Annotated in this window: 11 protein-coding genes; 8 read left to right on the top strand and 3 right to left on the bottom strand. The window is 53.1% G+C overall.

Features of this window, described 5'->3' with window-relative positions; genetic code table 11:
- Positions 1 to 37 precede the first annotated feature (37 nt).
- Positions 38 to 778 carry a helix-turn-helix transcriptional regulator gene (locus NNO04_RS15400; protein WP_271445427.1) on the top strand — a complete coding sequence of 247 codons (741 nt, stop codon included), beginning with the start codon at positions 38 to 40 and terminating at the stop codon, positions 776 to 778.
- 72 nt (positions 779 to 850) lie between these two features.
- On the opposite strand, the gene NNO04_RS15405 is transcribed toward NNO04_RS15400, so the two are convergent.
- Positions 851 to 2,371, bottom strand: a complete 1,521-nt coding sequence (locus NNO04_RS15405; protein WP_271445428.1) for a methyl-accepting chemotaxis protein — start codon at positions 2,369 to 2,371, stop codon at positions 851 to 853.
- Between the two features lie 430 nt (positions 2,372 to 2,801).
- Between NNO04_RS15405 and ygjG the strand changes: the two genes are divergently transcribed.
- Complete coding sequence (gene ygjG / locus NNO04_RS15410; protein WP_271445429.1) at positions 2,802 to 4,181, top strand: putrescine aminotransferase; 1,380 nt, start codon at positions 2,802 to 2,804, stop codon at positions 4,179 to 4,181.
- 102 nt (positions 4,182 to 4,283) lie between these two features.
- Here ygjG and NNO04_RS15415 read toward each other — a convergent pair whose 3' ends face one another.
- Entirely contained in the window at positions 4,284 to 4,616 is a 333-nt protein-coding gene (locus tag NNO04_RS15415; RefSeq protein WP_271445430.1) for a tRNA-binding protein, read from the bottom strand.
- A gap of 217 nt (positions 4,617 to 4,833) precedes the next feature.
- Between NNO04_RS15415 and ebgR the strand changes: the two genes are divergently transcribed.
- The 5 genes from ebgR to NNO04_RS15440 all read left to right on the top strand — a co-directional run bounded on the left by ebgR (position 4,834) and on the right by NNO04_RS15440 (position 13,242).
- A complete protein-coding gene (ebgR, locus tag NNO04_RS15420) occupies positions 4,834 to 5,817 on the top strand; it encodes a transcriptional regulator EbgR (RefSeq protein ID WP_271445431.1) in 984 nt (327 codons plus the stop codon).
- A 206-nt stretch (positions 5,818 to 6,023) separates the two neighbouring features.
- Entirely contained in the window at positions 6,024 to 9,116 is a 3,093-nt protein-coding gene (ebgA, locus tag NNO04_RS15425; protein WP_271445432.1) for a beta-galactosidase subunit alpha, read from the top strand.
- The gene (locus NNO04_RS15430; RefSeq protein WP_162379440.1) at positions 9,113 to 9,562 is read left to right on the top strand and encodes a beta-galactosidase subunit beta; all 450 of its coding nucleotides are present in this window, start codon (positions 9,113 to 9,115) and stop codon (positions 9,560 to 9,562) included. Before ebgA ends, NNO04_RS15430 begins: the two co-directional genes overlap by 4 nt.
- A 58-nt stretch (positions 9,563 to 9,620) precedes the next feature.
- The gene (locus tag NNO04_RS15435; RefSeq protein ID WP_162379439.1) at positions 9,621 to 11,054 is read left to right on the top strand and encodes an amino acid permease; all 1,434 of its coding nucleotides are present in this window, start codon (positions 9,621 to 9,623) and stop codon (positions 11,052 to 11,054) included.
- A 169-nt stretch (positions 11,055 to 11,223) separates the two neighbouring features.
- Positions 11,224 to 13,242 (top strand): NADPH-dependent 2,4-dienoyl-CoA reductase, encoded by a 2,019-nt coding sequence (locus tag NNO04_RS15440; protein WP_271445433.1) that lies wholly within the window; start codon positions 11,224 to 11,226, stop codon positions 13,240 to 13,242.
- Positions 13,243 to 13,282: 40 nt separating this feature from the next.
- Here the strand turns inward: NNO04_RS15440 and rlmG are convergent, their stop codons facing one another.
- A complete protein-coding gene (gene rlmG / locus NNO04_RS15445; RefSeq protein WP_271445434.1) occupies positions 13,283 to 14,419 on the bottom strand; it encodes a 23S rRNA (guanine(1835)-N(2))-methyltransferase RlmG in 1,137 nt (378 codons plus the stop codon).
- 199 nt (positions 14,420 to 14,618) lie between these two features.
- On the opposite strand from rlmG, the gene NNO04_RS15450 reads away from it, so the two are divergent.
- Entirely contained in the window at positions 14,619 to 15,119 is a 501-nt protein-coding gene (locus NNO04_RS15450; RefSeq protein WP_271445435.1) for a M48 metallopeptidase family protein, read from the top strand.
- Positions 15,120 to 15,151: the final 32 nt, after the last annotated feature.

Genomic DNA, 15,151 nt, shown 5'->3' on the forward strand with positions numbered 1-15,151 from the left:
AAATTAGATATATCTAAACAACGTAAGGAGATGAATCATGCGACACCTACATGAGGGTTGCTGTAAAGGCGAAGGACATCCACACGAAGGCTGCCATAACGAGCATCAACATGAGGGCTGCTGTAAAGGCGAAGGACATCCGCACGAAGGCTGCCATCACGAGCATCAACAAGAGGGCTGCTGTAAAAACGAAGGACATCAGCACGAAGGTTGCCATCACGAGCATCAACAAGAGGGCTGCTGTAAAGGCGAAGGGCATCACGGCCATGAACATGGCTGCGGGCATCGCCACGGTCGGGGTGGAGGCGGGCGTCGCCAGCGATTTTTCGGTCACGGCGAGTTACGTCTGGTGATTATGGATATCCTGACCCGCGACGCGAGTCACGGCTACGAGCTCATCAAAGCCATTGAAACGCTGACACAGGGTAACTACACCCCCAGTCCTGGCGTGATTTATCCAACACTGGATTTCCTGCAAGATCAGGAATTTATCAGTATCAGCGAAGAAGAAGGCGGCCGAAAGAAGATAGCCATCACCCAGACAGGACAACAGTGGCTGGATGAAAACAATGAACAACTCGCACGCATTCAGGAACGCGTAAAAGCACGTTGTGTGGGCTTCGAATTACGTAAAAACCCGCAGATGAAGCGGGCGCTGGATAACTTCAAAGCCGTGCTGGATCTGCGGGTAAATCAGGCTGATATCAGTGAAGCACAGATCAAAAAAATCATCGGCGTGATTGACCGCGCAGCGCTGGACATCACCCAGCTCGATTAAACGGGCTGTGTATTCGCGTCCCTGCCCCCGCCTCCCTTTGGAGGCGAGAGAAACCGCTTCAGGGACGCGGACTCAGTGCAGAACCGTGACGGCATCTTCCAGACGGCTGGCGCGGTGTTTCACCATTGCTGAAACTCTCGCGCTTTCCTCCACCAGTTCGGCATTCTTATGCGTGATGTTGTTCAACTCATCCACCGCCAGCGTCAGGCTGGAAAGCCCGTCCGACTGTTCCAGCGTCGAATGACTGATTTGGGCGATGAGCTGGGTCACATTTTGCACCTGCGCCACAATGTCATCCATCGTTCGCCCCGCCGCATGAACCTGCTCTGAACCAGACTGCACCCGGGAAGCACTGGCATCAATTAGCTTACGAATATCATTTGCCGCGCTGGCGCTTCGGCTGGCTAGGTGGCGAACCTCCCCTGCAACGACGGCAAAACCTTTGCCCTGTTCGCCTGCTCGCGCGGCTTCGACGGCGGCATTCAGTGCCAGAATGTTGGTCTGAAACGCGATGTCGTTAATGAGGGCGGTGATCGTGCCGATCCGCTGCGTGCTGTCAGCAATGTCATCCATCGTTTTGATGACGGTCTCCATCGCTTCCCCACCCTGAGTCGCCGCACCGCTGGCCGCGATGGAAAGTTTGTCGGCAGCCGATGCCGTGGCGGTATTTTTCTTCACCGACTCCGCCATCTGATTCATGGTGGTTACCGTTTGCTGCACATTTTCCACCGTCTGGCGGGTGTGTTTGTTCAGATCATCATTCCCTTTCGCCAGCGTTTCACTGCCATTTCTGACGCTGGAGACCTGACTTGAGACATCATTGATAAGCCAGCGGCACATCAATCCAAGCTGACCCACAGCCCGCAGCGTCAAGCCCAACTCGTCGCTGCGATTCAGATGCGTCACACTGTTACGATCCCCTGTCGCCACCTTCAATGCCTGACGGGCCACATTTTCAATCGGACGCACAATTTGCCACTCAAACATCGCCGTCCCCAACAGCATGACCAGCGCGCTGATCATCATCGACGTAACGGAGGCATTTTGCAGCATCAGGCTCGCCGTCAGGACAGCGAAGATGAACGCCATCACACAACGTACCCGCCAGCGAATAGGAAGTGCCGGAAGTTTACCTAACCAGCCCTTACGCACCACCAGCCCTTTGTGGAGGCGTTTACGGCATCGCCCTTCGTTCAGGGCCTGATACAACGGCTCAACCGCCGCAATTTCATCTTCCGTCGCCCGGATACGAATGGACATATACCCGGTCACTTTACCCTCGCGAACCATCGGCACCGCATTGGCGCGGATCCAATAGTGATCGCCATTCTTGCAGCGATTCTTCACGATGCCGCTCCACGGTTCCCCTTGTTGCAGGGTGTACCACATATCCGCGAATGCCGCTTTCGGCATATCAGGATGACGCACAAGGTTATGCGGCTGCGCCTGGAGTTCGCTCAACGAATAGCCGCTCACCTGCACGAAGGTGTCATTCGCATGCGTGATATAGCTGTGTAGGTCAGTCGTGGACATGAGGGTCGTATCGTCGTCCAGCGGAATACTTTTCTGGCTGACGTAGAGATGAGAAGACATGATCGCGTCCTATGCAGGTTATTTTGGTGTTAACTTTTCTGTCAGATGTTATTTCGGCGCTAATCGATTTATCTTTAGTTGTTAAAATTGATTTAGATCGCAATTTGCGATTAAACCTCAATATTTGTATGCAATCTAATCCATTGATTTAAATTACTTTCATTGCGTAACTATCAAGCCGTACTGAATCCTCCGCCCTGGTTTTGGGCATTTTTTGCACTTTTTCGGGGCATTTTGCGGGTAAAAATGGACGCATCTGCGTACATAAAGTCGGTTATGCCGTCTCGATTGTTAACAAATAAGATTAAATGTTGCGTAAATGCGATTATTCCTGGTGTTTATCCCGATTTTCGTAAACGCCTTCGGGATGGCGCAATCCCTGCAATACTTAAATCGGTATCATGTGATACGCGATCCCCGGGAGCACATTTTGAACAGGTTACCTTCCAGCGCCTCGGCGTTAGCCTGCAGCGCGCACGCACTGAATCTCATCGAGAAGCAAACGCTTGATCATGAGGAAATGAAAGCACTGAACCGAGAGGTGATTGAATATTTCAAAGAGCATGTCAATCCGGGGTTTTTAGAGTACCGAAAATCGGTGACTGCTGGCGGGGATTACGGAGCCGTAGAGTGGCAAGCAGGAGGTCTGAATACGCTTGTCGACACTCAGGGACAGGAGTTTGTTGATTGCCTGGGTGGTTTTGGAATTTTCAACGTGGGGCACCGTAATCCAGTTGTGGTTTCCGCCGTACAGAATCAGCTCGCGAAACAACCTTTGCATAGTCAGGAATTACTTGACCCGCTTCGAGCCATGCTGGCGAAAACACTCGCCGCACTGGCGCCCGGTAAACTGAAATACAGCTTCTTCTGTAACAGTGGAACCGAATCTGTAGAAGCCGCGCTGAAACTGGCGAAGGCGTATCAGTCACCGCGTGGTAAATATACTTTCATCGCCACCAGCGGCGCGTTTCACGGAAAATCGCTGGGCGCGCTTTCCGCCACGGCAAAATCCACCTTCCGTAAACCGTTTATGCCGCTGCTTCCGGGGTTCCGTCATGTGCCTTTTGGTAACGTTGAGGCCATGCGTACCGCGCTTAGCGAGTGTAAAAAAACCGGTGACGATGTGGCTGCTGTCATTCTGGAACCGATCCAGGGCGAAGGTGGGGTGATCCTGCCGCCACCGGGTTATCTGACCGCCGTGCGTAAACTCTGCGATGAATTTGGCGCGTTGATGATTCTGGATGAAGTGCAGACCGGTATGGGACGCACGGGCAAAATGTTCGCCTGTGAGCATGAGAATGTGCAACCCGACATTCTGTGCCTGGCAAAAGCGCTGGGTGGCGGTGTGATGCCGATTGGCGCCACTATCGCAACCGAAGAAGTGTTCTCGGTGTTGTTCGACAACCCCTTCCTGCATACCACGACGTTTGGCGGTAACCCGCTGGCCTGTGCGGCGGCGTTGGCCACCATCAACGTGCTGCTGGAGCAGAATTTACCGGCTCAGGCGGAACAGAAAGGCGACATCCTGCTGGACGGTTTCCGCCAGTTGGGCCGGGAATATCCGGATCTCATTCAGGAAGCGCGCGGGAAAGGGATGCTGATGGCGATTGAGTTTGTCGATAACGAGATCGGCTACAACTTTGCCAGCGAGATGTTCCGCCAGCGTGTGCTGGTTGCCGGTACGCTCAACAACGCGAAAACGATTCGTATTGAACCCCCGCTCACGCTGACCATTGAACAGTGTGAACTGGTACTAAAAGCGACTCGCAAGGCGTTGGCAGCAATGCGAGTCAGCGTGGAGCAAGTGTGACAGATGCCGGATGGCGGCGGCGTTCTTACCCGGTTTACGAATGCACCACACCGTAGGCCGGGTAAGATACGTTAGTCTCGCCATCCGGCCTGATCACACCACTCACACAATCCGCACACCGGCGGGCATCACGCGTTCCGGCGTTAACAGGACGCTTTCGCTACCATCGTCGGTTTCGGCGCAGAGCAACATGCACTCCGAGGTTTCGCCGCGCATTTTCGCCCTGGCGAGATTACACAGCACCACCACCGTTTTCCCTACCAGTTCTTCTTCACTGTAGTAAGGCACCAGGCTGGTGACGGTTTGCAACGTCCGCCCGCCGACATCGACCTGAACGATATAAAGCTTATCGGCGTTTTCATGGCGCTTAACCTGAACAATTTTTCCAACACGCATTTCCAGTCGGGCGAACTCTTCAAATGCAACAGTATCCATTTTCCCTCCATTAGTAAAAATTTACTAAATCATAGCAAAACATTTTCCTTTCGCGGCACTGCAAAAAGGGAAAATGACACGCTTATCACACTCTGAAAGCGAGGATTTACCCTGAGAGAGTCAAATAAACACGCTTTATTTACTGAAAACAGATGAATAGATAAGCGCTTCCTTTACAATGAAAACGCTACTCAGGGGAAAGTCGAAAAAGGTAATTATGGCAACACTTAAAGATATTGCACTCGAAGCTGGCGTATCCCTGGCGACCGTGTCGCGGGTTTTAAACGATGACCCCACGCTGAATGTCAAAGAAGAGACCAAACATCGCATTCTGGAGGCTGCGGAGAAGCTGGAGTACAAAACCAGCAGTGCCCGTAAGAGCCAGTCCGCCACGGTGAGTCTGCAGCATATTCTGGCGATCTACAGCTATCAGCAAGAGCTGGAGATCAACGATCCTTACTATCTCGCGATCCGCCACGGGATTGAAACGCAATGCGAAAAACTCGGGATCGAGCTGACCAACTGCTATGAGCACAGCGGATTGCCAGAAATCAGGAACATCACCGGCATTTTGATCGTCGGTAAACCGTCTACCGAACTGCGCGACGCGGCGACCGCGTTAACTGACAATATCTGCTTTATCGACTTTCATGAATCCGGCAGTGAATATGACGCCATTGATATCGATCTGGCACGAATTAGCAAAGAAATCATCGACTTTTTCATCGCGCAGGGCATGAATCGTATCGGCTTTATTGGCGGAGAAGATGAACCCGGCAAAGCGGATATCCGCGAAGCGGCATTTGTGGAATATGGCCGCCTGAAGAAGGTTGTCCGTGAAGAGGATATCTGGCGCGGCGGTTTCTCCAGCTCATCGGGTTATAAGCTGGCAAAACAGATGCTGGCCAAAGAGGATTTCCCCAGCGCGCTGTTTGTCGCCTCCGACTCTATCGCCATTGGCGTGCTGCGTGCCATCCATGAACGTGGACTGGAGATTCCCCGCGACATTTCGCTGATCAGCGTAAACGACATCCCAACCGCACGGTTTACCTTTCCTCCGCTTTCCACCGTGCGGATTCATTCTGAAATGATGGGCAGCCAGGGCGTCAACCTGCTGTATGAAAAAGCCCGCGACGGGCGCGCGCTCCCGCTTTTGGTCTTCGTTCCCAGCAAGTTAAAGCTGCGCGGCACCACCCACTAATCCCCCTTTTCTCCCGCCCGGGCGCTCAGCCGCCGGGCGCGCATTTTCATTCACCCCACACCCGCTTACACGCTGGTTTTGTGATCAAGTTAAAGTTAATCGTTTTTACTGCTATATTTTAGTAAAACTTTTACTAAAATTACTTCCAATAACACTTACTCACCATCTACAAGCATGGTTCCGATTTTTCTCCACCGGGAGGCACTATGAATCGCTGGGAAAACATTCAGCTCACCCACGAAAATCGACTGGCGCCACGTGCGTACTTTTTTTCTTATGATTCCGTTGCCCAGGCTCGTACCTTTGTTCGCGAAACCAGTAGCTACTTTCTGCCGTTGAGCGGTCAGTGGAACTTCCGATTCTTTGACCATCCGCTGCAAGTGCCGGATGCGTTTACCACTGAGTATATGAATAACTGGGGGTCTATTACGGTTCCCGGCATGTGGCAGATGGAAGGCCACGGCAAACTCCAGTACACCGACGAAGGCTTCCCGTTCCCGATCGATGTGCCTTATGTTCCCAGCGATAACCCCACTGGCGCATACCAGCGTATTTTTACCCTTAGCGAAGGCTGGAAAGACAAGCAGACGATTATTAAGTTTGACGGTGTCGAAACCTATTTCGAGGTCTACGTTAACGGTCATTATGTTGGATTCAGCAAAGGCAGTCGTCTGACCGCAGAGTTCGATATTAGCGCCGTCGCCACGACAGGCGACAACCTGCTGTGCGTACGGGTCATGCAGTGGGCGGACTCCACCTATATTGAAGATCAGGATATGTGGTGGTCTGCGGGGATCTTCCGCGACGTTTATCTGGTCGGCAAACATGCGACCCATATTCAGGATTTTACCGTCCGTACCGATTTTCACGACAACTACCGCGACGCCAGCCTGAACTGCCAGATTACGCTGGAAAACCTGGCCTGCGCCCCAGCGCTCACCTCGCTGGAATATACGCTGTTTGACGGTGAGAGCGTCGTTCACACCGGCGCTATCGAGACGCTAAAAGTAGACGGGCTTACCCACGCTGATTTTGCGATTGACGTGAACGCGCCGCAACAGTGGTCCGCCGAGTCTCCATATCTCTACCATCTGGTGATGGTGCTGAAAGACGTCAACGGTAATATCCTGGAAGTGGTGCCACAGCGTGTCGGGTTCCGCGATATTAAAGTCCGCGACGGGCTGTTTTACATCAATAACCGCTATGTGATGCTGCACGGCGTCAACCGTCACGATAATGATCATCTCAAAGGCCGCGCGGTCGGGATGGATCGCGTCGAAAAAGATCTGCTGTTAATGAAGCAGCACAACATCAACTCGGTACGTACCGCGCACTACCCTAACGATCCCCGTTTTTACGAGCTGTGCGATATCTATGGCCTGTTTGTGATGGCGGAAACCGATGTTGAATCGCATGGATTTGCCAACGTCGGCAATATCAGCCAGATCACCGACGATCCCGCGTGGGAACATGTGTATGTCGAGCGCATTGTGCGTCACGTTCACGCGCAGAAAAACCATCCTTCTATCATCATCTGGTCACTCGGTAACGAGTCCGGATATGGCTGTAATATCCGCGCCATGTACCACGCCGCCAAAGCGTTGGACGACACTCGACTGATTCATTACGAAGAAGATCGCGACGCGGAAGTGGTCGATATCATCTCCACCATGTACACCCGTGTGCCACTGATGAACGAATTTGGTGAGTACCCTCATCCCAAGCCGCGCATTATCTGCGAATACGCCCACGCAATGGGCAACGGTCCCGGCGGGCTGACGGAGTATCAGAACGTGTTTTACCAGCATGACTGCATCCAGGGTCACTATGTCTGGGAATGGTGCGACCACGGCATTCAGGCAAAAGATGACAACGGTAATGTCTGGTACAAATTCGGCGGCGATTACGGCGATTACCCAAACAACTACAACTTCTGTCTCGATGGTCTGATTTACTCCGATCAAACACCGGGGCCAGGTCTGAAAGAGTACAAACAGGTCATCGCGCCGGTGAAAGTTCACGCGGTGGATCTGGCGCGCGGCGAACTGCGAGTGGAAAACAAGCTGTGGTTTACCACGCTCGACAATTACACCCTGCACATTGACGTTCGCGCAGAAGGCGAAACGCTCTCCACGCAGAGCATCAAACTGCACGGTATCGCGCCAAACAGTGACACAATCGTGACATGCGCCCTGCCGACGCTGGATGCACGCGAAGCGTTCCTCAATATCACCGTGACGAAAGATTCTCGTACACTGTACAGCGACGCCGGGCATCACATCGCCACTTACCAGTTCCCGCTGAAGGCTCGCACCGCCGCACCGGTGCCGTTCAGCCAGAAAAATGCGCGTCCTCTGACCCTGGAAGAAGATCGCCAGCACTGTACCGTTAGTGGTGTTAACTTCGCGCTGACCTTCTCAAAACTGAGCGGAAAACCCACCTCCTGGCAGGTAAACGGTGAGGAGCTGATCACCCGCGAGCCGAAGATTAACTTCTTCAAACCGATGATTGATAACCACAAACAGGAATTTGAAGGTCTCTGGCAGCCAAACCATCTGCAGATCATGCAGGAGCATCTGCGCGATTTCGCCATTGAACAGGCTGACGACGCAATTCTTATCACCAGCCATACCCTCATCGCGCCGCCAGTGTTTGATTTCGGGATGCGCTGCACCTATCGCTGGCGCATTGCGGCGGACGGTCAGGTAAACGTTGAGCTTTCGGGCGAGCGTTACGGCGAGTATCCGCACATTATTCCGTGCATCGGTTTCACTTTAGGCATCAACGGCGCGCTCGACCAGGTCGCTTACTATGGTCGCGGTCCGGGTGAAAACTACGCCGACAGCCAGCAGGCCAATATCATCGACATCTGGCGTTCCACCGTGGATGAGATGTTCGAGGACTATCCCTTCCCGCAAAATAACGGCAACCGTCAGCATGTGCGCTGGGCTGCGCTAACGAACCGTCACGGCAATGGTCTGTTGGTTGTACCGCAACAGCCGATCAACTTTAGCGCCTGGCACTACACACCAGAGGATATTCATTACGCACAGCATTGTAATGAGCTACAGCGTCGCGATGACATCACGCTGAATCTGGACCACCAGGTGCTCGGGCTTGGTTCTAACTCCTGGGGAAGCGAAGTGCTTGATAGCTGGCGCGTCTGGTTCAGACCTTTCCGCTACGGTTTCACACTGCTGCCGGTATCTGGCGGAGAAACCACCGCTCAGACCTACGCTTGCCACGCCTTCGGCACGGGTTTCTTTTCCACGAATTTGCACAGCGAGAATGAAAAATGAGAATCCTCGATAACTTAGAACAGTTCCGACAGATCTACGCCTCCGGTCGGAAATGGCAGCGCTGCGTCGAAGCGATCGAAAATATTGATAACATTCGACCCGGTGTCGCTCATTCCATCGGCGATTCACTCAGTTATCGCGTGGAAACGGATTCAGCGACCGATGCGCTATTTACCGGGCATCGCCGTTATTTCGACGTGCATTATTATTTACAGGGACAGCAAAAAATTGAATTTGCGCCCAAGGATGAATTACAAATTGTTGAATATTACCGTGATGAAACCGATCGCGAATATCTGAAAGGGTGCGGAAAAACCGTTGAAGTGCATGAAGGTCAAATCGTTATTTGTGATAACCATGAGGCTTACCGCTTTATTTGCAATAACGCCGTCAAGAAAGTCGTACTCAGAGTAACCATCGAAGACGGTTACTTCCATAACAAATAAAAAAACGGGCGATGTCAGAATGGCATCGCCCAACCCTACAAATGTTCGGAGATGTGTTATGTCTGATACCAAACGTAATACAATCGGTAAATTCGGTTTACTGTCACTCACGTTTGCTGCTGTTTATAGTTTCAATAACGTCATCAATAATAATATTGAGCTTGGGCTGGCGTCCGCGCCGATGTTTTTCCTGGCGACGATTTTCTATTTTATTCCCTTCTGCTTAATCATCGCGGAATTTGTCTCGCTGAATAAAAATTCAGAGGCAGGGGTCTATGCGTGGGTAAAAAGTTCGCTGGGCGGTCGCTGGGCATTTATTACCGCCTACACCTACTGGTTCGTCAACCTGTTCTTTTTCACTTCGCTACTGCCGCGCGTTATTGCTTATGCCTCTTATGCGTTTCTCGGCTACGAATATATTCTGACGCCGGTGGCGACCACCGTCCTGAGTATGGTGTTGTTCGCCTTCTCGACCTGGGTCTCCACCAACGGGGCAAAAATGCTGGGGCCCATCACGTCAGTCACCTCCACGCTGATGCTGCTGCTCACCCTGTCTTACATTTTACTGGCGGGCACCGCGCTGGTTGGCGGCGTCCAGCCTGCCGATCCGATTACCGTTGATGCGATGATCCCGAATTTCAACTGGGCATTCCTCGGTATTACCACCTGGATCTTCATGGCGGCAGGCGGCGCAGAATCCGTTGCCGTTTACGTTAACGACGTCAAAGGCGGTTCGAAATCGTTTGTCAAAGTGATCATCATTGCCGGGATCTTTATTGGCGTACTGTATTCCATTTCCTCGGTACTGATTAACGTCTTTGTCAGCAGCAAAGAGCTGAAATTTACCGGCGGCTCTGTGCAGGTATTCCACGGCCTGGCCGCTTATTTCGGTCTGCCGGAGCTCATCGTTAATCGTTTTGTTGGTCTGGTCTCCTTTACCGCGATGTTCGGTTCTTTGCTGATGTGGACCGCAACGCCAGTGAAAATTTTCTTCTCTGAGATCCCGGAAGGTATTTTCGGCAAGAAAACCGTTGAGCTGAATGAAAACGGCGTACCGGCGCGCGCCGCCTGGATTCAGTATCTGATCGTTATTCCACTGATGATTATCCCGATGCTCGGCTCCAATACCGTTCAGGATCTGATGAACACCATCATTAATATGACGGCCGCAGCCTCCATGCTGCCTCCGCTGTTTATTATGCTGGCTTATCTAAATTTGCGGGCAAAACTGGATCATTTACCGCGCGACTTCCGCATGGGGTCACAACGCACCGGTATTATTGTGGTTTCCATGCTGATTGCGCTATTTACCGTCGGATTTATCGCCTCTACATTCCCGACCGGCGGGAATATCATGACCATTATTTTTTATAACGTGGGTGGCATTGTTATCTTCCTCGGCTTTGCCTGGTGGAAATACAGCAGGTACATAAAAGGGTTAACCAAAGAAGAGCAAGAAATCGAAGCCGCCCCTGCTTCAAACATTCAGTAACGACATAACACTAAAAAAGCACCATCTCCGGTTTGCTCTCCCTTCGGGGGGAGCTTCTTTTTTGAATCCCATCACAATCATTACATTCCTCTTTTCCCTTTTGCGCGCCGACAGCTAAATTAGAACTCATCCGACCACATAACAATAATTTTACATACTGGACACCCTTATGAGCTATCCGTCGCTGTTCGCCCCACTAGACCTGGGTTTCACCCAGCTTAAAAACCGCGTGCTAATGGGTTCAATGCATACCGGCCTTGAGGAGTATCCCGACGGTGCAGAACGTCTGGCGGCCTTCTACGCCGAGCGTGCAAAGCATGGCGTCGCGCTGATTGTCAGCGGCGGGATCGCCCCTGCGCTCTCTGGCGTGGGAATGGAAGGCGGCGCAACGCTGAATGACGCAAGGCAATTGCCGCACCATCGCGTAATCACCGATGCCGTTCATGATGAAGGGGGAAAAATCGCCCTTCAGATCCTGCACACCGGGCGCTACAGCTACCAACCGCATCTGGTAGCGCCCTCTGCGCTACAGGCGCCAATTAACCGCTTTACGCCTCATGAGCTTAAGCATGACGAGATCCTGCAACTGATTGACGACTTCGCGCGCTGCGCCCAACTGGCACGCGAAGCGGGATACGATGGCGTCGAGGTGATGGGTTCTGAAGGGTATCTGATTAACGAATTTCTCACCCTACGCACCAACCAACGCCAGGATCAATGGGGCGGCGACTATGCTAACCGTATGCGTTTTGCCGTAGAAGTTGTGCGGGCAGTACGCCAACGCGTCGGCAACGATTTCATCATTATCTATCGCCTGTCGATGCTGGATTTGGTGGAAAACGGCGGCACCTTTGAGGAAACCGTACAGCTGGCGCAGGCCATAGAAGCCGCAGGCGCAACGCTCATTAACACGGGCATCGGCTGGCATGAAGCCCGCATCCCCACTATCGCCACACCGGTCCCGCGCGGTGCGTTTAGCTGGGTAACCCGCAAGCTGAAAGGCCATGTGACAATCCCACTGGTCACCACCAACCGCATCAACGATCCGCAGGTGGCCGACGATATTCTGGCCCGTGGCGATGCCGATATGGTGTCGATGGCGCGTCCGTTCCTCGCCGATGCCGAACTGCTTTCAAAAGCGCAGTCCGGACGTGCCGATGAGATCAACACCTGCATTGGTTGTAACCAGGCGTGCCTGGATCAGATCTTCGTTGGCAAAGTCACGTCATGCCTGGTAAACCCACGCGCCTGCCACGAAACGAAGATGCCTATCTTGCCAGCTGTGGTGAAGAAAAATCTGGCCGTAGTCGGTGCCGGGCCTGCCGGTCTTGCTTTTGCGATCAACGCCGCCGCGCGCGGTCATCATGTCACCCTGTTTGATGCCAACGCCGAGATCGGCGGGCAATTCAACATCGCCAAACAGATCCCCGGCAAAGAAGAATTTTATGAAACGCTGCGCTATTACCGCCGGATGATCGACGTCACGGGCGTCACGCTGAAACTGAATCATTTCGTAAGCGCTGACTGCCTTCAGTCCTTTGATGAAGTGATCCTCGCCAGCGGAATCGAACCGCGCATGCCACCGATCGCCGGGATCGATCATCCGAAAGTGCTGACTTATCTTGACGTCTTGCGCGACAAAGCCCCGGTCGGCAAGCGCGTCGCCATTATTGGTTGCGGCGGGATCGGTTTTGATACCGCCATGTACCTTAGCCAACCAGGCGACCCCACCAGCCAGAATATTGCCGAGTTTTGCGTGGAGTGGGGTATCGACACCAGCCTGCAACAAGCGGGCGGCCTGCGCCCGGAAGGCCCGCATTTATCACGCAGTCCGCGACATATTGTGATGCTGCAACGCAAGGCCAGTAAGCCCGGCCAGGGTCTGGGGAAAACAACGGGGTGGATCCACCGCGCGACCCTGCTCTCTCGCGGGGTAAAAATGATCCCGGCGGTCAGCTATCAGAAGATCGACGATGAAGGGTTACACGTGTTGCTCAACGGCGAGCCGCAACTCCTGGCCGTGGACAACGTGGTCATTTGCGCCGGGCAGGAGCCGAAACGCGATCTGGCCGATCCGTTGCATGCGGCAGGCAAAGTGGTGCATTTGATTGGCGGATGCGATGTGGCAATGGAACTGGATGCCCGCAGAGCCATTGCCCAGGGCACCCGTTTAGCGCTGGCGATATAACCTGTTGCCCGATGGCGCTGCGCTTATCGGGCATACACGTTTAGCGGCGACGTCCCAGCTTCACCGCTTTGAGCACCACAAATTTATTGTTGGTCGCGATAGTGGCGCAGTTACCAAAAATCTTCTTCAGCTTGTGGAAGTAATCCAGGTGACGGTTCGCCACAATATACAGCTCGCCGTTGATCTTCAGACAACGACGCGCGTGATGGAACATCTCCCAGGCGATGTTATCGGTCAGCGCATGCTTCTGATGGAACGGCGGGTTGCACAGCACCGCGTTAAAGCGGAATGGCTCTACGCCAGAGAGCGCGTTATTAATCATAAATTCGCAGCGATCCAACGCTTCCGGCATGTTGGTTTCCACGTTCAGACGGCTGGACGCTACGGCCATCGGCGATTCATCAACAAACACCACGCTCGCCTGTGGATTCTTCTCCAGCAACGTCAGACCAATCACCCCGTTGCCGCATCCGAGATCCACGATCTCCCCTTCCAGATTGTCGGGCAGATGCTCAATAAAGAAACGGGCGCCAATATCCAGACCGGTACGTGAAAAGACATTCGCATGGTTGTGAATCGTCCAGTCGGTGCCTTCAAGCTTCCAGCTCAGCGTCTGCGGCGTCTCGGCAAGCGCAGGTTCGCTGAAGGTACAGTTGATCAACCGCGCTTTTTTCCACGCCAGGGTGGTGGTGGCTGGACCGAGTACCTTCTCAAAAAGGTCCAACGTGGAAGTGTGAATATCACGCGCTTTCGCCCCGGCGATAATACGGGTTTGCGGCGTCACGACCTTGCGCAACGCGCGCAGTTGCTGCTCAAGCAGGGCCAGCGTTTTAGGCACTTTGATCAGCACCACACCCGGTGCTGGCGGATAGTCCGCCGTGCTGTCGAGAAATTTGACGCTGGATTCGGCGATGTCGTTATGGCGCAGGTTTTCGCGCGTGGCGAGTTCGCTCAGATAAGAATCACCGATGCTGTAAGGAGTATGTTCGGCCAGCGCGCAACCCAATGCACCGAAGGTATCATTCAGGATCAGAACCGGGCCGCTAATCACCGTATCGTCCAACTGCTGCAGCAGATATTCATCCGCCGCTTCCCACGCCAGCAGCGGGTTAACGTCGTCCGTCTCCGGGAAACGTTTAAGTGTCAGTGAACGGAAACCGTTGTCTAAGTGGCTCATCGGCCCTCCTGAGTGGTAAAATTTCGGCGTTATCCCTGAAAAGGGTGCGTGAGTATACCTTTTTTATATACAAAATCATTCAAGTTGCATGAAGTTGGCAAGAGAGAGAATCCCCAGGAGCTTACATAAGTAAGTAACTGGGGTGAACGAACGCAGCCAACGCACAGGCAGCTTGAAGGATGAAGTGTATGGAGTGTTGATGAGTAATCTTAGTTATCTGCAGGGCTATCCGGAGAACTTGCTTTCCCAGGTACGCACTTTAATTGCCGAAGAGCGGCTGGGCAGCGTTCTTGAAAAACGGTATCTAGGCACACACAACTTCGCGACCGACAAAGCGCTCTGGCAGTACACCCAGGATCTGAAAAATCAGTTTCTGCGTAATGCGCCGCCGATCAATAAAGTGATGTATGACAATAAGATCCACGTCCTGAATAACGCTCTCGGCCTGCATACCGCCGTTTCACGCGTCCAGGGCGGTAAGCTGAAAGCAAAAGCGGAGATCCGCGTCGCCACGGTTTTTCGCAACGCGCCGGAGCCGTTCCTGAGGATGATCGTCGTCCATGAACTGGCGCATCTCAAAGAGAAAGAGCACAACAAAGCGTTCTACCAGTTGTGTTGTTATATGGAGCCGCAGTATCACCAGCTTGAGTTTGATACCCGCCTGTGGCTGACGCAGCTTTCGTTAAAGGAAACTGCGTAATCGCGCACTGGCTTTGCCATAAAGGCGTGATA

The organism is Citrobacter sp. Awk 4 (assembly GCF_028069725.1).
Classification (GTDB): domain Bacteria; phylum Pseudomonadota; class Gammaproteobacteria; order Enterobacterales; family Enterobacteriaceae; genus Citrobacter_D.

What these genes read in the sequence shown, in the direction of transcription:
- NNO04_RS15435 (WP_162379439.1), top strand. Translation starts at nt 9,621, where the DNA reads ATGTCTGATACCAAACGTAATACAATCGGTAAATTCGGTTTACTGTCA.
- NNO04_RS15400 (WP_271445427.1), top strand. Translation starts at nt 38, where the DNA reads ATGCGACACCTACATGAGGGTTGCTGTAAAGGCGAAGGACATCCACAC.
- NNO04_RS15440 (WP_271445433.1), top strand. Translation starts at nt 11,224, where the DNA reads ATGAGCTATCCGTCGCTGTTCGCCCCACTAGACCTGGGTTTCACCCAG.
- NNO04_RS15415 (WP_271445430.1), bottom strand. Translation starts at nt 4,616, where the DNA reads ATGGATACTGTTGCATTTGAAGAGTTCGCCCGACTGGAAATGCGTGTT.
- NNO04_RS15430 (WP_162379440.1), top strand. Translation starts at nt 9,113, where the DNA reads ATGAGAATCCTCGATAACTTAGAACAGTTCCGACAGATCTACGCCTCC.
- NNO04_RS15450 (WP_271445435.1), top strand. Translation starts at nt 14,619, where the DNA reads ATGAGTAATCTTAGTTATCTGCAGGGCTATCCGGAGAACTTGCTTTCC.
- rlmG (WP_271445434.1), bottom strand. Translation starts at nt 14,419, where the DNA reads ATGAGCCACTTAGACAACGGTTTCCGTTCACTGACACTTAAACGTTTC.
- ebgR (WP_271445431.1), top strand. Translation starts at nt 4,834, where the DNA reads ATGGCAACACTTAAAGATATTGCACTCGAAGCTGGCGTATCCCTGGCG.
- NNO04_RS15405 (WP_271445428.1), bottom strand. Translation starts at nt 2,371, where the DNA reads ATGTCTTCTCATCTCTACGTCAGCCAGAAAAGTATTCCGCTGGACGAC.
- ebgA (WP_271445432.1), top strand. Translation starts at nt 6,024, where the DNA reads ATGAATCGCTGGGAAAACATTCAGCTCACCCACGAAAATCGACTGGCG.